This window comes from Telmatobacter bradus, from assembly GCF_048629425.1.
In the GTDB taxonomy this organism is placed as follows: Bacteria; Acidobacteriota; Terriglobia; order Terriglobales; family Acidobacteriaceae; genus Telmatobacter; species Telmatobacter bradus.
The window spans coordinates 3,668,993-3,686,385 of record NZ_CP184532.1 but is presented as its reverse complement, the minus strand read 5'-3'; the positions used below and the strand labels follow the sequence as shown (position 1 = coordinate 3,686,385).

Here is a 17,393-nt window from a genome sequence, read left to right as displayed (position 1 = left end):
GTGCGTATTGGCTAAGTCCTAAATCAACTGCGCCAATACATCCCGCTGGTAGGGTAGCAGATCATCGATAGCTCCGCGTTGAATGATTTGCGGCCAGGCGGGATTCACGATCAGCGAGCGCCCGATGGCGACCAGATCGAACTCCTCGCGCTCCAGCCGTTCCAGCAACTCATCGATCCCCGTTGCGGCAGCGGATTCCGCAGTCGTAAAAGTACGGGTGACATCCTGATTCAAGGTGATCGACCCCACGGTCACGGTAGGTTTGCCGGTCAACTTCTTGGTCCAACCCGCCAGATTCAGCGTGCTTCCCTCAAATTCAGGCTCCCAGAAGCGACGTTGCGAGCAGTGATAAAGATCTACGCCCGCGTCGGTCAAGGGGGCAAGAAACCGCTCCAACTCGCCGGGGTTTAGGGCCAGTTTGGTATTGTAATCCTGCTGCTTCCATTGCGAATAACGGAGGCAGATTGGGAACTCCGGTCCCACCTTGGAGCGAATCTCGCGGATTACTTCCACCGCGAAACGAGTGCGCGCCACCAGATCGCCTCCATACCCGTCGGTACGCTGGTTGGTTCCATCCCAGAAAAACTGGTCCAGAAGATACCCGTGCGCGCCGTGAATCTCCACGCCGTCGAATCCGAGTTGCTGTGCCGAGAGTGCGGCCTCGCCAAAAGCGCGGACCACGTTGTCGATATCTTGTTGCGTCATCGGCTCGGTAATCTTTACACCACGGTTGGCAAGCCCGGAAGGGCCTATCGCGCCAGGGCGAATTTGTCCATCCGCAGCCGGGGTTAAGCCAACATGCCAGAGTTGCGGAAAGATCTTGCCCCCCGCCTGATGAACCTCATCAACCACCCGCTTCCATCCCGCAAGAGATTGCTCGCCGTAGAAGTGCGGCACATCGGGATAGGAGCCTGCCGCAGGATGCGGAACGTAGGTTCCCTCGGTCACGATCAAGCCCACGCCGCCCTCGGCGCGGCGGCGATAATAAGCCGCCACATCAGGACCGGGAATCCCCTCCGGCGATTTGGCGCGAGTCATGGGAGCCATCACGATGCGGTTTGGCAAAACCAGATTTTGGAGATCAAAGGGCTTGAAGAGAAGCGAGGAACGGCTTTCAGCGAGATCGCTCATGTGTGTTGGATGTTCTCTTTTTTGCTTCGATCCAAGAATCTATAAGTTGTCCAAAATACCCGGAAGAAGTCCTGGGAACCGCTTTTCCAGTTCCTTCGATAGTAAAAAGTTGTAGGTGGAAGTCCCCTCTGGACGCGAGCCAATAACACCGGCTTCGCGCAGCACGCGAAAGTGATGCGAGAGAGAGGACTTCGGCATGTCCACTCCGAATCCTCCACATGGGATCTCGCCGTCGCGGGCGAGTTTTCGCACAATATCGAGACGAACCCGATCGCCAAGCGCACAAAGCACCTTTGCAAGTTCGGGCTCTGAAGGTTTCCGGTTCTTTGCGTGCGCCACCATGCCTCAATTGTAAAGGGAATTTACCCAGCCGCACACTTGACGACCGCCCAATGTTCGATTATTGTCGCACAAAGGAGCCTCCGTGAGAATCTACCGACTCAATTCCAGCGAAGATGGCTGGCATCTCAAGAAGAGCGAGGAGCAGCCTCCGCAGCTTGGCCCGAGAGATGTGCTTGTTCGTATCGAGGCGGCCAGCCTTAATTATCGCGATCTGATGATCTTGCGCGGTCAGTATGGGAACGTCCGCGAAGGATTGGTGCCGCTTTCCGACGGCGCTGGCATTGTGGCGGAGGTTGGCAAGGAGGTTACACGATGGCGCGAAGGCGATCGTGTAGCTCCGAACTTCTTTCGCGACTGGATCGATGGTCCGTTTCGCGAATCCTATCGTTCCACCGCTCTCGGTGGCGGGGCCTGCGACGGTGTCCTTTCGGAACTGGTTGTGGCACCAGAGGATTCCCTGGTCCGCATTCCCGATTCATTTGATTTCGAGGAAGCCGCAACCTTGCCCTGCGCGGCGGTCACGGCTTGGCAAGCGCTTGTGGTGCGCGGGAAACTCACGCCGAGCGATACGGTATTGGTGCAGGGAACGGGCGGCGTCGCACTCTTTGCTCTGCAGATAGCAGCAGTGCTGGGCGCTCGGGTCATCGTGATTTCTTCTTCCGACGAGAAGCGAGAACGTGCTGCACATCTCGGCGCATGGGCGACAATCAATTACCATTCAACGCCCGATTGGGACGTTGAGGTCCGCAAATGGACTGGCGGCATCGGTGTTTCTCACATTGTTGAGTTGGGCGGGCCAGGCACCTTCGATCGCTCGCTTAAGAGCCTGGCTGCTGGCGGACAAATCGCACAGATCGGTGTGCTAACCGGTCATGGCCCACAATTCAACCTCATGCGCCTGCAATTGATGAATGCAGACATTAACGGCATCAGCGTTGGCTCCTGCGAACAATTCACGGCTATGAACGAGTTCCTTATAGCTCACCGGATCAAACCGGTAATAGACCGTAGATTTGCATTCGACGAGGCGCAAGTGGCGTATGACTATCTGGCGTCAGGTCAGCACTTCGGCAAGATCGTGATCAACTTCTGACATGGATAGATGCATATTGGTGTAGAAAGGATTTGTGGCATATGCCGATCAGTCTGATCTCATTGCAGCGAGGAAAGTCACTCCCATATCGGCGCGCGATCGCCGATGGAATCCACAAGGCACTTGTTGAGGTCATAGGAATCCCACCGGAGGACCGGTTTCAACTGGTCAATGAATACGAGCCGGACAACCTGATCTACAATCCAAACTATCTCGGCATTGAACGGTCCGCCGACATAGTCATCATTCAGATTACTTTACGCTCCGGGCGGTCGCGCGACCTGAGAGTGGAACTGCACCGCCGCATTGCCCAGATTCTTGCCGAACATCCTGGCGTCCGGCCGCAGGATGCCTTCATAACCCTGGTAGGGAATGACTATGCCGATTGGTCGGTTGGCAATGGGGAAGCACCGCTCATGAAACTTCTGGCGGAAGCAACGTAGCATGGGTGGGGACGCGCCGGACAGCATAGGGTAAGCTTCAACAAGGAATTGCCTCATCTGATTACAATCCAATTACAAGGGAGTTCAATATGGCCGCCAGTCACCGCGGATTGATCGTGATCGATCCACAAAACGATTATCTGCCTGCAGGGAAATTTCCACTCTGGAACATCGGCGCCACGCTTGCCAACATCGAACAAGCGATTGCTAAAGCGCATGTGGTGGGAGTTCCTGTCATCCTGGTGCAACATACTGCTGATAGCCAGCAAGGGATAGCTCCCTTCTTCAACGCCGGCACACACGGCGCCGAGATTCATCCACTTATCCGGGCAGCGGCGCCTGAAGCTCCCGTCGTGGTCAAGCAATTTGCCGACGGCTTCCACCACACGACACTCGAAGCCACTCTGCATCAACTCGGCGTAGAAGAGTTGTTGATCTGCGGCATGATGACGCAGAACTGCGTAACCCACACAACAATCTCAAAATCTGCCGAAAAGTACAAAGTTGCAATTCTTCCTGACTGCTGCACTACGGTGAGCGAGATGCTGCACCTGATCGCGCTGAATGCTGTATCGACACGAGTTCCCAGTTCTGCCCGGTTTGCTCCGCTGACGTCCAAAACTTGCCCCAGAATTGACCATAGGGGCATTTCTGGCCACTCGTCGAAGAGTGTGGAGGCCACCCAAACAGCCCCAGCCCGTCAGAGGGCAATTCTGGGGGCGTTTTGAGGGCATGAACTACCCAGACAACAGGTTTGCGGAGCATGAAAGCTGTTCATTGCAGTTGCTGGGATTTCTACCAATGCATTCTGATTCTCAGCGATTCGTTAGTGTTGCGAGTTGGGCCACGGCTGATTCAACGATTATTCAACATGAATTCATCTTGAAGTGAACCTGCGGTTCCGTCCGCAGTAATCTACTGCGCCACCGGCGTGATTGGCAACGATCAGGTCGGAAGCTGTCGAGACAATATCCTCCGTGCAAGCGATGGATATTTCCGTGAGGGAATCTCCTTGACTGCCAGCGTCAAGGTGGTCAGAGGGTTAAAACCTCCATTTGGATTAATTTCAATAGCTTATTCTTCGCCAAAATGTTTCTTATTGAGAGGCAGATTTCCATTGAGAGGCGGTTTTCAATAACTCCGCTGAAGCGATGTTCAGCTGCAGGAGCCTGTCGTGTAGCCAGACATGATCTGTTTCGAGTTGCTTTTGAGCACGTTCAATCTCTGGCTCAATTGCGGCCAGCGCTGGGCCTCCGGGAACCGAGCGAATCTGGATGAAATGATCAACATCAAGCGCCTCCATCAGCAGGCTTTCGGGTGGATCGGGAACCCCGGCAGCAGCGAGTGCCTGAAGAACCGTTTCTACCATTTGCTTGTGATCGAAGATGCCCTGCGCATTTGCAACGGCCTGTGAGACGATAGCATGGGCTTGGTGGAAAGAGATTTCCACAGTGCGCACCAGCGTATCAGCTAGTTCTGTTACGGTCAGAAAGCTGCCCTGGGCACGTTCGCGCATCCTGGCGGTGTTGAAGGATGCCTCGGATAGAACTCCATCCAGCAGTTTCTGGGCACGGCAGGCATCCGTAAATGCAACGTCTACTAGAGCCAGTAGAGGGTCCCCGCTGTCATTCATGTCAGCAAAGGGGGTGTTATGCAGGCTACTGAGAACGGCCTGTGCTTCCGTCATGGCACGCGAGGCAAGGATGCGCACATGTTCGAGAGGAACTGGGTTGCGCTTCTGCGGCATAATGCTGGAAATTTGCACATAGCCATCGGAAAGCTTAAGGTAGTCGAATTCTGCAGTTGAATAAAGAAGCAGATCCTGCGCGAGGCGACCGACATTGAGCATGGAAGTTACCAGCAAGGCACAGCTCTCGGTCAAGTAGTCGATGCTGGCGATAGCGCCGTAGGAGTTGGTTTGGAGGCCATCGAACCCAAGTAACGCAGCGGTGCGAGCACGGTTGATCGGGAAGCCTGTGGTAGTGATGGCGCAAGCTCCAAACGGAGAGAGATTCAGCCGCGGCCAGGCATCGTGGACTCTGGCAGCGTCACGCTCAAAGACCTCGACATGGGCCATCAGATAATGACCGAGTGTGGTTGGCTGCGCGGGCTGGTTGTGCGTGTATGCGGGGATCGCATCCGTACGGAAGCGATTTGCCAAGGAGAGTAGGCGTGAACGCAGATTGAGAGATGCTTCGTGGATAGAAAGAAGATTGTTCCGAAGGACCATTCGGTAAATGGTGAGGTCTAGATCATTGCGCGAGCGGGCGGTGTGAACACGACCGGCATATTCTGCGCCGCAGAGATCACTCAATTTCCTTTCTACGAGGAAAAATAGATCTTCGACCGTCCCATCATAGGCAGTATTTAACAGTTCATTGCGATCCAAACTGTCGAGAGCCTTCAAGCAGGCGGCGGTAACGGTAGCAGAGTTGATGCCAGCCTCGGCCAGCATCACCAGATGGGCGCGATCAATCTCCAGCATGGGACCAAGAAAGAGACGCTTGGCATCTTCAAAAATAGGCGAGAGAACCGCATCACGATAGACAGGGGCAGGAAACTTGGAACAGGAATCCATGAGATGGCCTCTGCCATTGAGCCTATCAAACAAATGCGCCCAGCAGCGAATAAGCCAACTGGGCGCGAGGTGGGAGTTAGAAATCGAACTTTGCGCCGAACTGCAGGATTCGTGCCTCCAGTGGCGATGCTCCCGTGGGTGCCAGAGTTGGCGCTTTGGTGATGACACCTGCAGAATTTGTAGTCGCGGCAGTGTTGATGGTCACTGCGTTGATGTGGTTGGGAAGGTTGTTGGCCTCAATGAAGATCGATGGTTTAATGCGATTCCATAGTGTGGTCACCTGGCGTGTGTAGCGCAAATCGAGTTGAGCCACATTGGGGGCGCGGACTGTATTGCGGCCGACGTTGAGTGGGCGGCTTGTCGATGTGCTGTCACCGTTCAGATGGGTGCTGGTAGTGATGGTCTGTTCGTCACCTGTGGCAAAGTTGCCGAGAACGGCGAAGAGGTTGTTGCTCACAATACTGTTGAGCGTCTTGTTTTCAAAATGCACCGTGGGGCTGTATGTGGTGGACAAAGTGAAGGAATTGGGACGGTTGACGCCGCTGTTGCCGCGGTCGCGTTTGGGGTTGTCAGGATCCTCAACCGAGCCGGAGAACTCATAGGAATAACCCTCGGGCGTGTTGGAGATGGAGTGGCTCCAAACATAATTGGCGGCAACGGTGAGTCCTAGGGATGTGCGGTGCTCGTAGGAGGCAACCAGCGCGTTGTAGCTGGAGTTGGAGCCTGAATAGGCAGTGGTGATGTTGTTGAAGTTGGGATTGGCGCGCGTGGTAGCCGATGGAGTGCTGGAGTAGATGGCGCGGCCATCGGCCAGGTAGCCGGTGGGATTGATGAGGTTGCTGTTGCGCAGGTAGATCGAATTACGCCCCAGGGTGAGCACATAGCCAAGGGTGAGCGAATCGTTGTTGCCGAGTTGCTGCGCCACCTGCAGGTTTCCGTTCCAGGTGTACTCGTTCTTGAAGTTGTGGCTCAAGGTGGTGATGCTTTGGGTGGCGATGCAGGAGGTGGAGATGGCCGAAGGCGATGCAGGGAATGTGGTAAGGCATCCGCTGGCCTGTGCCTTCGCGTTGGCCGCAGCGATGGCGGCAATGTCGGTGGCGCTGGAGGAGCCGTAGTTCAGGCCAGAACCATAGCTATCGGAGACCGAGGCTATGTAGGAGCCGGTGCCAACCAAGCCGTTGTTATAGAGCGGCGTATACCAGGCGTTGGTGGGAGTGGCAGCGTAGAAGATGCCGCCGCTAAGGCGAACCACGGTTGTTTTGGTGGGACTGTAGGCGAGGCCAAGACGCGGCGCGAAGTCGCCAAGCGGCGTATTGAAGCTCTGTGTGTCGGTGAGCGGTGCGTTGGGCAGGCCAGCGGGAGCACGGTACTGGTCATAGCGCAGGCCATAGTTGGCGGTCAGGTTGCGGCGCAGCCTCCATGAATCCTGTGCAAAGAAGCCAAAAAAGGTGGATTGGTAGCCCGCACCGGGATGGCCGATGGAAGCGGCGAGTGAGGAGTAGAGATAGGGCGAGGTGCCGTTCTTGGCGCTCAGCCATTCGGCAATCGACGCAAAGGTATATTGCGTGTAGATGTCCTGAAGCTGCGTGTCGTCGTTGCGCTGAAAGGTCACGCCATACTTGAACTGGTGTTTGCCGACGATCCAAGTCAGGTTATCGGAGAACGAAGGAACCTTCTCCTGAAAGCGATCGCCGACTCCGTTGGATCCACCGAAGTTGGCTACGCCAGAGATGGTGACCACGGGACCAGCGCCAGTGGTGGCGCTGTTGATGTGCGCTTCATTGCGGTAGGGCCACGATCCTCGGAACTCGTTCAGCAGCGTCGGCGAGAAGGTGGTAATCAACTGCGCGGCAATGATGTGAGCGCGGTCGCGGAAGTCGCTGGCCGCATCCAGCGCATAGAGACCGCCGGCGTTGGTGTTGTATGGGTAGGTGTTGCGGAAGTAGTTGTAGCGGATGAACACGGAGTTCTTGGCATTAATGTTGTAGTCTCCGCGCGTATCGAGCCACTGCGCCCGCTGCACCTGGGGCGCGGTCTCGAAGAGCGAGGAGGAGATGCCGTCGTTTTCCAGCAGCGTCTGGTTAGCCGAAGTGATGGTGAGCGCCTGTGGATTGGCGCGCTTCAAGTGCTCGTAGGCCGCGTAATAAAAGAAGCGGTTCTTGACGGCCGGACCGCCCACCGAACCCACCACATCGTCCACATGCAGGTCGGGCTTGGTGGTGACTGCGCAGTTCTGCAGCGAGGGGCACGCCGAGGCGGCTTCAGGACGCCAGAGATATTGCCCTACACCGTGAATATTGTTGGTCCCCGACGGGGTGATGACGTTGTAGATGATCCCCGAAGTGTTTCCGAACTCGGCATTGAAGGCGTTCGAGACGGTTTCGACTTCCTTCACGTAGGAGTCGGAAATGGCGAACAGGCGCAGACCATAGCGGTCGGTCTCGGTATCCACCCCGCCATCAAGCTGGTAGTTGATACGATCAACCAGCCCATTGGTATTGACTGTGCGGGGAATGCCATTTTCGTTGTTAGGATGTCCACTCACACCAGGCTGAAAGAGAATGAAGTTGTAGGGGTTGCGCGAGGTGAGCGGCTGGTTCTGCACTTCGACCTCGGCAATGGTGCGGCCCAGGTCTGTTTGCGTGGTTTCAAGAATTGACGCGTCGGCCGTGACCTTGACTTCGGTGGAGACCGAACCAACTTTGAGAGCGGCGTTGACGGTCAGATCGTTGCCAGCGCTCAGGCTGATGCCGGTTTGCGTATAGGGAGCAAATGCCCCCGAGGACGCAGCGACTGTGTAAAGGCCGAGTGGAAGATTGGGCGCAATATAAACGCCTTCCTCGCTGGTCACGAGCGTGCGCGTATAGCCGGTATCTTTGTTGGTCACAACTACCTTGGCGCCGACGATGGGATTGCCACTGGCATCACTGATCGTACCGCGAATGGTGCCGTTGATCGATTGGGATTGCGCCATGGCCGTATTCTCAACTGTCGGCGAAAGGATAACCGCGAAAGTGGCAAGCAGAAGAGGAAAAACTAACCTGCGGATCATACAGCCTCCTATAAATGGGTTGGTCTCAAACCGGAACGGCGGTCCGCGTCGCTCTTTGTCTCCGGCTTTGAAAGTATGCCGAATGGGAGCGACCGTTCACCGCCGTTTTGCTACGGCCAGATACTTGGTTGCAGGAATTGGGGATAATTTTTCTTCTCATCGAAGCTGGAACTCCAGCAGCTTCGTCTATTTACTCGTGCCGATCAGCCCTGAGAAGTCAATGAAGGCCGTCGGCCTTCAACAAACGAGCTGGTTCTCGACCGCTTCCAACGCCAATGCAACAGCCCCATAGAGCTGTGCGTGCAAACCGAGCGTACTGGTTCGCACCGTCGGAAGGGAAAAACGTGCTTCGCCGAGCAGCCGCTCGGTTTCCCGCTGCAAGCATGGGTGTGAACCTATGCCGCCGCCCAGCACAATCAGGCTGGGATTGACGATCAGCATGGCGATGACGATGGCATCAGCAAGCTGCCGCGCAGTGTAATTCAGAACAGCAATGGCCTCGAGGTCCTGTTGCGCACCTACACGGTCAAAGATGCCCGTGGCCGGCAGGTCCATCAGGGCGCGGTCACCGTCCTGGCCGCTTAGCAGCAGTAGCTCGCGCCACTTCCGCTCAATACCGACTCCACCGATGGTTCGTTCTAGTTGGCCCAGGGCTTCGGCGTCCGGCATTTCTCGTTCCATGCCGGACGCCGGCAGGTAGCCCATCTCGCCAGCGCTCCACTGCGCGCCATGATGGAGTTGGCCGTTCAGATAGATTCCAGCTCCAATGCCGGTTCCCATGGCGATGAAGATGAACTGGTCAACATTTTCTGCTGCACCGCGCCAGTGCTCACCAATGGCTGCCAGATTGACGTCATTCTCTATTGTGGCTGGGATGCCGCAGAGCTGTTCAAGCATCTGCTGCAGGGCAACGTCGGTCCAGCCGGTCAGGTTAGGCGCCGAGAGCACCACGCCTCGCTTTACATCGGTGATTCCAGGCGCACCAACCGCCAGGTGCACGATCTTATCCGGACTAATCACGGCATCGGCGCAGGCACCCAGAATCAGTTCGTGAATCTGCCTGCAAATTGCGGCCGGATCCTTTTCGGAGGGTGCCAGAAGGCATTTGCGCTCGGCCACGGTAGCACCGTTCAGGTCTGCAAGCATCAAGCGCAGACGCGTTCCGCCGATATCGACCGCCGCCACGATCCGATGTGTGGGGCAGAAACGCAATAACTCCGGTCGTCGTCCGCCCGAGGATGGTCCCTCGCCCAAATACTCCACAAATCCATGATCGGCAAGTTCGGTAATTGCAGCCGCCACGGTCGGCGCCGACAGCCCGGAACGGCGCGCTAGATCTGCTTTCGAGCAGGTAGCGTATTGGCGCACCAACTTAAGCACAATGCGACTGTTCTGCAAGCGGAGATCTGACGGGCGCGCCGCCATACCTTTCGCCAAATTGGTCATTCGCAGACTCAATCGCTCTCCTCGAAGATGCGCTCTGGCCACTCTTTCCAGAATCCGCGCTCAGCTCTGAACTCGTCCCCAACCGCACAACTCGGTCTAAAAGAGGGTCGGACCCTGAAAAAAGTAAAATGAAAAGGGACGGTAAAATCTCCCGGTCTTTCGAAGATTATAAAGAACCTTTACAAAGATGCAACAAAAATGTTATTCCCTAGATCAGACGCTTGCAGAGCAAACGACAATCGCAGTTAAACCTGCATTTGCGCAATGGAGATTGAACCATGAAACATCCTCGGCAGCTTGCGGCGCTTAGCCTGGCAGTGTCTCTGACGGTAGCCTCATCTCTGGCCCAATCCCCTGTTGCGCTAGATCGCCCCTTGCCTTCAGCGTATTCGCTGACCATTGATCGCGGCGCTGCTGGCCTTTGGCAAAGCTTGCAAAAGCTGAAGACTCGATCGAGTCTCATAATGGTAGTTGCCCATCCAGATGACGAAGATGGGGGCATGCTTGCCTACGAGAGCCGTGGTGCAGGTGTCGATACGACGCTTTTGACCCTGAACCGCGGCGAGGGGGGGCAGAATCTGATGACGAGCGACTACTGGGATGAATTGGGACTCATCCGCACTCAGGAACTGCTCGCCGCAGGCGACTTCTACGGAGTCCGCCAACGCTTTACGAGCATGGCCGACTTCGGATTTTCCAAGTCGCTGGATGAAGCACTGAAGAAATGGGGCCACGACCACGTCCTTTACGACGTTGTCAGGCAGGTGCGCATCAGCCGTCCTCTGGTCGTCACCAGCGTCTTTGCAGGCAGCGTCTCCGACGGCCACGGCCACCACCAGACAGCCGGCCTCATGGCCCAGGAGGCGTACAAGCTCGCCGGAGACCCACAGGTTTTTCCAGATCAGATCGCCGCTGGGCTCAGGCCATGGTCGCCGCTAAAGGTCTATGCTCACGTTCCGGTGGCGCACATCAGTGAGAAGGGTATCTTCGACTACGCCACAGGCCACTATGCCCCGCTGCGGTTCAAGAACTACGTGACTGGCGAGTGGATCGAGGGAGTGCCCAGCGCAACGGTAACGGTTCCCGAGGGTACCTACAATCCACTCTTCGGCCGCAGCTACCTGGACTTGGGCCAGGAAGGGCTTGCACAGCAGAAATCGCAGGACGAAGGTATCGGTGCCGGCATCCAGCCCGCAGGACCGTACTCTTCGGCTTACCATCTATACGCTTCGCGGCTAGTAACGCCCACGCCAGCTACCGGAACCAGCTTGCAGGAGACAAGCTTTTTCGACGGCATCGATACCACGCTCGCGGCCATCGCCGACTACGCGCCTGCTGAGGATCGCGCGCCGTGGCGCAATCGACTGGAGAAGCTAGACCAAATCGTGCAGAGCGCAACCGTACAATTCGACGCGAGTGTTCCGGAAAAGTGCGCCGACACGCTGGCAGAGGGGCTGACCACCACCCGTCTGTTGCGACGGGATCTTCAGGCAAGCACGCTGCCCGCCGACGCGCGCTTCGACATGGATCATGAGCTGGGCATCAAGGAGGAGCAGTTCAATCTGGCACTGCTCCAATCTCTCGGCATTTCGCTGGTTGCCACCCTCGATTCCGACGCCCCACGCCCAGCCGCTTTTCCAGGCGGTCCAATGCTCAGTATCCTGCCAACGGCGCCGAGCGTTGTGCCCGGCCAGAATCTGCGCGTGAATCTCCATATCGCGAACCAGGGAAGCCGCGAAGTAAAGCTTGTGGTGGCGCAGCTTCAACCCGCCGAAGGCAAATGGGACCTGAAGGCTCAGTCCGCTCTGCCCGCTCAGTTGGCGGCGGGCGAGGGAATCAATTCCGTGTTTTCCGGCACTGTGCCTGTAGATGCTGAACCCACTCGTCCCTACTTCACGCGACCCAGCCTGGAGCAGTCTTACTACGATCTAAGCCATCCCCAGGACCTTGGCCTGCCCACCGCGCCTTACCCGTTGAGCGCTCATCTTTCCATCGCCTTCGAAGGCGTTGAAGCCTCCATCGATTCCGTCGTCCAGTCGGTGCAGCGCATCAACGCGCTGGGAACTGAGCTGGAACCGTTGGTTGTGGCTCCAGCCATCTCAGTTACGCTGGCACCGCGCCATGGACTCATTCCGCTAGGCTCGCGGAATCTCGATTTGGAGGCCGCGGTACACAGCAATATGCCGAATGCCGTTGACGGCGTTCTTCAACTGCAGCTTCCCGAGGGATGGAGTTCGGAACCGGCCTCGGCCACTTTTCACCTTGCCCACGCCGGCGAGGAGAAACCGATCCGATTCCATCTGTTCCTGCACAATCTGACGGCCAGGAAGTTCACAGTAACCGCTATCGCAACAGCTAGCGGCAAACAGTACAGTGAGGGCTTCACAACTCTCGGGTATCCAGGCCTGCGCCACTCTCCAGAGGCGCGACCAGCCAGCTACACCGCCACGGCAGTCGATCTGAAGACCACTTCGCAACTGAGAGTCGGATACGTCATGGGGCCGGGAGACTCCGTGGCAGACGCATTGAAGCAGATTGGCATCCCGGTAACGCAACTGTCGGCGCAGGATCTAACGGCGGGCGACATAACCGCTTACGATGCGATCCTGATCGGTATTCGCGCCTACACCACGCGGACAGATCTGCGCGCCAGCAACAGTCGTCTACTCGACTATGTAAAGGCCGGAGGCGTCCTTGTCGTTCAGTACCAGGCCGCTGAGTTCAACCACAATTATGGTCCCTACGCGCTGGCGGTACCCGGGAATGCCGAGACCGTTGTGGAGGAAGACAGTGCGGTTCAGCTCGATAGCAGCGACCCTTTACTCTCCTGGCCCAACCGCATTACCCCTGCGGATTTTCAGGATTGGGTGGAAGAGCGCGGTCACGGCTTTGCTGCAGAATGGGCTTCAGAATTCGCCGCACCGACAGCGGTGCATGATACCGACCAAGCCCCGCAACGGGGCGGCTTGCTCTGGTCCCACTACGGAAAAGGTGTCTATATTTACACCTCGTACGCGTTCTTTCGCCAAATGCCGGAGGGCGTGCCTGGTGCATTTCGCATCATTGCCAACTTGATCTCGGCCAGCCGCAACCCAGCATTTCAATCCAAAACCCCACAGCGATCGAAACCGAAGAGTCTTTGCGAGAAAGCAGAACGGCCGATTCGTTAAGTCGGCCTGTCCTGCCAAAGCATAGCGCAACAAGAACGGACCGAAGCGCTCGGCGATAATGCCACCGCAGCTTGGCTGGAAGACGGCACACAAACATTCGCCAGCGCACTCAATGCGTGGCGAAATCGATAGACGGGCAGTCTTCCCAGATGGAGAGTTGATAGAGCAACAAGAACCGGCGTGGCATCATCCAGAATTCCCCTTTGCAGAGATTCTCTCCGGTAAATGTAGCCAGCGCCTTCCGGTTCATTCCCAATCTCTCCCAAATTGAACTTCCCTCAATGCACTCGAAAATCAACTTCTTGTCTTCATCCCTCATCGACCATGAGAAGGGCAATGTGTTTGTCAGTCTTGGTCTCTTGTTGACGCTATCGGGGATAAGATCCTTGAACGCATATCGAAGAACATATTTATTGATGACCCCTGTCCAATCGTCTGGCTTCTTGTCGAATGAGCCATTCTCCTCGAATCCACGATAGGCCTTAACTCCCAAAGGGGTACCTGCTGCCAACTCGGCAATGGCCTGGTCATAGAATGGAAACGCAATCGGCATACCGTGAGCATAAGCGGCTGTGGCAAGTTCATGCATGAGTACATCCGAGGAACGCATTTCCAATTCGAGTTGAAGCGTGAGACTCTCGTATCGAAAATCCGGAGCTTCTGCGTGCAACTCTCGATAGAATTCGACGATGTCGTCCTCAAGAAGTGCAACCACATCCATATCCGGGAATAACGTTTGGATGTGCTTCTCCGTAAACGGAGTCATATTTCCTCTATAGAGCAACTCGGTTCTGTCTGTTGATTGGTCACCGAGTAGAAGTGACCAGGCAGCAGTTTCTCCAATCAACCTCGCCCGGTGCTCGAATCTCCAAATGGTCTCCACCTCTTTTGTACTTGGACCGAAAAGCTCATCGCTTCCGGTTCCCAGCATGACAATATCGCAGTGGTCTTCCAATGCGGCTCGTGATGCCGCGAGTATATTGGCTGTTGTCAGACACACATTCGGAGTACGTTTGCAGGATCGCAGGATCGTTGTACTCTTCAACATGTCGGGAAGAGTGACCATGATCTTTCTGATTGGAATCTGGAGTCGGATGGCGGTCCCCAGAGCTTCATTCCATTCGCTCGGATAGAGTTCGGGAGCTTCCACCGTATAGCACCGGAGATCGATACCTTCTTGAGCCATCAAAGTCGCCAGGAGCGTTGAATCGAATCCTCCGGACAGCAGTAACCCAACTCTCTTCCCGTCGGCATGGTGTCGAACACTATTCCAGATGAGTTTGCGTAATTGCGACGCTCTCTCCTCCAAACCTAACCCAAGGTACATGGAGCCACCCCGCAAGGCGCTCCATCTCCGAACAGGAGCTGGCTTGCCATCTACGGACCGATCCAGTGCATATCCCGGTGGCAACCGATGAACGTTTGAGAATAGACTACGGAAACGGCGCGGCGTCCCTCTCGCTAGCAGGACAGCAATGTCCTCGCGACTCAATCCAGGTTGCAGAGATGAATCCACCCAATCGACAGGTGGGTCTAACCATTTTCTCTGAATGAGCATTAGGACCTCACGGTATGTAGCTTATCAGTCCATTGTGGATGACGTTGATTTTCGCTTTGCGCATGACCAATTGAGGTTCAAGCCATGACCTCACGCTATATTTAGGCACGCCGACGATGGTAACCAAAACGTTTCCTACGCCATCCCAACTCCTACTCGCGTCATCCGATTTGGGAAAGTTGCCGGACTCTCCAGAAATGAATTTTGGATTGACATACAATTCGGATTGTCGTAACCTCAAGCCCAAGTGCTTCCTAAGTCTTTTTACGAAGGCGTAATTAATGTTGCAGCTTTGTTGACTCCAATCGCTCGTGCTTAACTCGCTCCCCGCTCCCACCGGATCTGGCGACGCAGCCATTAGGAGTCTATCAACGGCTCCATCTGCGGCACTATTACCGACCCGTCGGGCGCTCCGATTGCAGAAATCACCATCACGGTGAAAAACCTAGCTGCTGGGTTTACTCGCCAAGTCGCCAGCAATGGAGACGGCGTGTATCTGGAACCTAACCTGCCCATCGATACCCACTCCGCTTCGAGTGCCCATGGATTTGCCCCGATCACCTGAGGCGGAGTGCCTCTCGATGCAGACACTGACGCAACCGTCGACCAGCAACTCAAACTAAGCAGTGTCGCGACAGATGTGCGGTTATCGTGACTCGATCCTGCCCAGCATCCAGAGTACGAATTGCCTCGTTCAAAGGAGCGCACAAGAATGAAATTGGAGAAAGATCCCGTTCCGCGCATGCAGCAGGTCATTGCATCTTATCAAGCCGACAAGGATCGCCCACAATTTATGGGCTCGATTCTGGTCGACCAAGATGGCGAAACGCTGCTCGATCAAGGATACGGCTACGCCAACCTAGAGTGGCTGATCCCCAATTCTCCTGCAACTAAATTTCGCTTAGGATCCATGACCAAACAGTTCACCGCTGCTTGTGTTCTCTTGCTTGAGGACCGGGGCAAATTCGAGACCGTCGATCCGATCAAAAGGTACCTTCCCGATGCCCCAACCGCCTGGGATAAGATCACCATCCATCACCTGCTTACCCAGACCTCGGGTATTCCCAACTACACCAACTTTGCGGACTACCTCGCAACCCAGTCCCTACCCGCCACGCCCGAGGAACTGATAGTGCGCTTCCGCGACAAACCACTTGAGTTTCAGTCTGTTGAACAGTGGAACTACAGCTACAGCAACTCAAACTATGTGCTGCTTGGCTTTTTAATCGAGAAGGTCAGCGGGCTGAGCTACGCCGACTTCCTGCAGCAAAACATCTTTAACCCGTTGGGCATGAAGGATTCGGGATATGACGTTGCCGGAATGGTCCTGCCGCGTCGCGCCTCCGGTTACCAGCCTACGTCGCGCGGATTCGATAACACGAGCTATGTTGACATGAGCGTCATATATGCTGCTGGCGCACTCTATTCCACCACCCACGACCTTCTGCGCTGGGGGCAGGGACTCTTTGGCGGCAGGCTGCTCTCGTCTGCGTCGCTTGAGAAGATGACCACTCCTGTGAATGAGCAAAACTACGCCTGCGGCCTGATCGTGCGTATCGATAACGGGCACAAGGTGATTTGGCATAACGGTGGCTCTAAGGGGTTCCGGACGAATATGACTTACCATCCCGACGATAAGCTGACGGTTATTGTCTTGGGCAACGTGGATGGATCAACTCCCGGTGCTATCGCTCAGAATATCGGCGCCCTCGCCCGCGGCGAAAAGGTCGTTCTGCCTAGTGAACGCAAAGAGATCACTGTCTCCTCTAAGACCCTGCAAGAATACGTCGGAACTTACCGACTGAATCGAACCTTCAAGATCAACATCACTCTTGATCACGGACAGCTCTCAGCCCAGTCCATCATCCAGTACAACCCGACCGATTCGCCCAATCTGCCAATTTACGCAGAATCCGAGACGGAATATTTCTATAAGGCCGTCAACTCTCAGATCAAATTCTTCACAAACGAAAGAGGCGAAGTCACCCACATCATCCTACATAAGAACGGAGTCGAGCAGATGGGAATAAAGCAGTAACACTGGGCAATAACGCGGCGGGGAATCCTCTCAATTCTGGGACCTTCTATTTCTTCTCGAGAGCGGTGATACATGCCTCAATTCCCATCGCCATGCTTTATTGTGGTCACGGCGCATGGCGCCGATGAGTTGTTCATCGATCCTGGCTACTTGGGAATGCAGCGCACAGAGCGATTCGTGCTGGTGCAGATTTTCCTCAGCAAAGGACGGGAAGTCGAACAGAAGCAAGCGCTCTACGCGCAGATTGCGGAGCGGCTGCGGAAGGTTGTAGGCATTGCTCCCGACGATGTCATGATCGCACTCACAGAGAATTCCCACGTCGATTGGTCCTTCGGCAAAGGAGAGGCACAGTACGTTCTGAGCCCGCCCAGTTGGATGAAACTGCCGACGGAAAACTGAACCACAGGCTATTCGCAGACAACCTGTACCTGTAAAGTATGCAGCCACGCGATCTTCAATAACGCGCAGCGCACTCTCTGAAGGCCAAGATGAAAGAGCAAAGCAACGTGTTCCGAAAAGAACTCTTGAGCAGACCGCTCAGG

The 17,393-nt window shown here is 55.7% G+C and carries 13 protein-coding genes; 7 read left to right on the top strand and 6 right to left on the bottom strand.

Going from position 1 to position 17,393, the window contains the following annotated elements; translation table 11 throughout:
* Positions 1-18 precede the first annotated feature (18 nt).
* Positions 19-1,131 (bottom strand): NADH:flavin oxidoreductase, encoded by a 1,113-nt coding sequence (locus tag ACOBR2_RS15130; protein ID WP_420236951.1) that lies wholly within the window; start codon positions 1,129-1,131, stop codon positions 19-21.
* 39 nt (positions 1,132-1,170) lie between these two features.
* On the bottom strand, positions 1,171-1,473 hold the full coding sequence (locus ACOBR2_RS15125; RefSeq protein WP_420236950.1) for an ArsR/SmtB family transcription factor: 303 nt from the start codon (positions 1,471-1,473) through the stop codon (positions 1,171-1,173).
* Positions 1,474-1,555: 82 nt separating this feature from the next.
* Between ACOBR2_RS15125 and ACOBR2_RS15120 the strand changes: the two genes are divergently transcribed.
* The 3 genes from ACOBR2_RS15120 to ACOBR2_RS15110 all read left to right on the top strand — a co-directional run bounded on the left by ACOBR2_RS15120 (position 1,556) and on the right by ACOBR2_RS15110 (position 3,737).
* Positions 1,556-2,566 (top strand): zinc-dependent alcohol dehydrogenase family protein, encoded by a 1,011-nt coding sequence (locus ACOBR2_RS15120; RefSeq protein WP_420236949.1) that lies wholly within the window; start codon positions 1,556-1,558, stop codon positions 2,564-2,566.
* Between the two features lie 41 nt (positions 2,567-2,607).
* Positions 2,608-3,009, top strand: a complete 402-nt coding sequence (locus ACOBR2_RS15115; protein WP_420236948.1) for a tautomerase family protein — start codon at positions 2,608-2,610, stop codon at positions 3,007-3,009.
* 89 nt (positions 3,010-3,098) lie between these two features.
* Positions 3,099-3,737 carry an isochorismatase family protein gene (locus ACOBR2_RS15110; protein ID WP_420236947.1) on the top strand — a complete coding sequence of 213 codons (639 nt, stop codon included), beginning with the start codon at positions 3,099-3,101 and terminating at the stop codon, positions 3,735-3,737.
* A gap of 368 nt (positions 3,738-4,105) precedes the next feature.
* Here ACOBR2_RS15110 and argH read toward each other — a convergent pair whose 3' ends face one another.
* From argH to ACOBR2_RS15095, 3 genes are all read right to left on the bottom strand, one after another.
* On the bottom strand, positions 4,106-5,587 hold the full coding sequence (gene argH, locus ACOBR2_RS15105; protein ID WP_420236946.1) for an argininosuccinate lyase: 1,482 nt from the start codon (positions 5,585-5,587) through the stop codon (positions 4,106-4,108).
* A gap of 76 nt (positions 5,588-5,663) precedes the next feature.
* Entirely contained in the window at positions 5,664-8,561 is a 2,898-nt protein-coding gene (locus ACOBR2_RS15100) for a carboxypeptidase regulatory-like domain-containing protein (protein WP_420236945.1), read from the bottom strand.
* A 315-nt stretch (positions 8,562-8,876) separates the two neighbouring features.
* Positions 8,877-10,037: an ROK family transcriptional regulator gene (locus tag ACOBR2_RS15095; RefSeq protein ID WP_420236944.1), complete on the bottom strand. Its 1,161-nt coding sequence runs from the start codon at positions 10,035-10,037 to the stop codon at positions 8,877-8,879.
* Positions 10,038-10,363: 326 nt separating this feature from the next.
* Here ACOBR2_RS15095 and ACOBR2_RS15090 point away from each other — a divergent pair, with 326 nt between their 5' ends.
* On the top strand, positions 10,364-13,255 hold the full coding sequence (locus ACOBR2_RS15090) for a PIG-L family deacetylase (RefSeq protein WP_420236943.1): 2,892 nt from the start codon (positions 10,364-10,366) through the stop codon (positions 13,253-13,255).
* Positions 13,256-13,364: 109 nt separating this feature from the next.
* Here the strand turns inward: ACOBR2_RS15090 and ACOBR2_RS15085 are convergent, their stop codons facing one another.
* Positions 13,365-14,582 carry an asparagine synthase-related protein gene (locus ACOBR2_RS15085; protein ID WP_420236942.1) on the bottom strand — a complete coding sequence of 406 codons (1,218 nt, stop codon included), beginning with the start codon at positions 14,580-14,582 and terminating at the stop codon, positions 13,365-13,367.
* 598 nt (positions 14,583-15,180) lie between these two features.
* On the opposite strand from ACOBR2_RS15085, the gene ACOBR2_RS15080 reads away from it, so the two are divergent.
* From ACOBR2_RS15080 to ACOBR2_RS15070, 3 genes are all read left to right on the top strand, one after another.
* Positions 15,181-15,378 (top strand): carboxypeptidase-like regulatory domain-containing protein, encoded by a 198-nt coding sequence (locus ACOBR2_RS15080; protein ID WP_420240019.1) that lies wholly within the window; start codon positions 15,181-15,183, stop codon positions 15,376-15,378.
* 147 nt (positions 15,379-15,525) lie between these two features.
* The gene (locus tag ACOBR2_RS15075) at positions 15,526-16,851 is read left to right on the top strand and encodes a serine hydrolase (RefSeq protein ID WP_420236941.1); all 1,326 of its coding nucleotides are present in this window, start codon (positions 15,526-15,528) and stop codon (positions 16,849-16,851) included.
* 72 nt (positions 16,852-16,923) lie between these two features.
* Complete coding sequence (locus tag ACOBR2_RS15070) at positions 16,924-17,250, top strand: tautomerase family protein (protein WP_420236940.1); 327 nt, start codon at positions 16,924-16,926, stop codon at positions 17,248-17,250.
* The last annotated feature ends 143 nt before the right edge of the window (positions 17,251-17,393 follow it).

What these genes read in the sequence shown, in the direction of transcription:
- ACOBR2_RS15130 (WP_420236951.1), bottom strand. Translation starts at nt 1,131, where the DNA reads ATGAGCGATCTCGCTGAAAGCCGTTCCTCGCTTCTCTTCAAGCCCTTT.
- ACOBR2_RS15125 (WP_420236950.1), bottom strand. Translation starts at nt 1,473, where the DNA reads ATGGTGGCGCACGCAAAGAACCGGAAACCTTCAGAGCCCGAACTTGCA.
- ACOBR2_RS15115 (WP_420236948.1), top strand. Translation starts at nt 2,608, where the DNA reads ATGCCGATCAGTCTGATCTCATTGCAGCGAGGAAAGTCACTCCCATAT.
- ACOBR2_RS15110 (WP_420236947.1), top strand. Translation starts at nt 3,099, where the DNA reads ATGGCCGCCAGTCACCGCGGATTGATCGTGATCGATCCACAAAACGAT.
- argH (WP_420236946.1), bottom strand. Translation starts at nt 5,587, where the DNA reads ATGGATTCCTGTTCCAAGTTTCCTGCCCCTGTCTATCGTGATGCGGTT.
- ACOBR2_RS15100 (WP_420236945.1), bottom strand. Translation starts at nt 8,561, where the DNA reads ATGGCGCAATCCCAATCGATCAACGGCACCATTCGCGGTACGATCAGT.
- ACOBR2_RS15090 (WP_420236943.1), top strand. Translation starts at nt 10,364, where the DNA reads ATGAAACATCCTCGGCAGCTTGCGGCGCTTAGCCTGGCAGTGTCTCTG.
- ACOBR2_RS15085 (WP_420236942.1), bottom strand. Translation starts at nt 14,582, where the DNA reads ATGTACCTTGGGTTAGGTTTGGAGGAGAGAGCGTCGCAATTACGCAAA.
- ACOBR2_RS15075 (WP_420236941.1), top strand. Translation starts at nt 15,526, where the DNA reads ATGAAATTGGAGAAAGATCCCGTTCCGCGCATGCAGCAGGTCATTGCA.
- ACOBR2_RS15070 (WP_420236940.1), top strand. Translation starts at nt 16,924, where the DNA reads ATGCCTCAATTCCCATCGCCATGCTTTATTGTGGTCACGGCGCATGGC.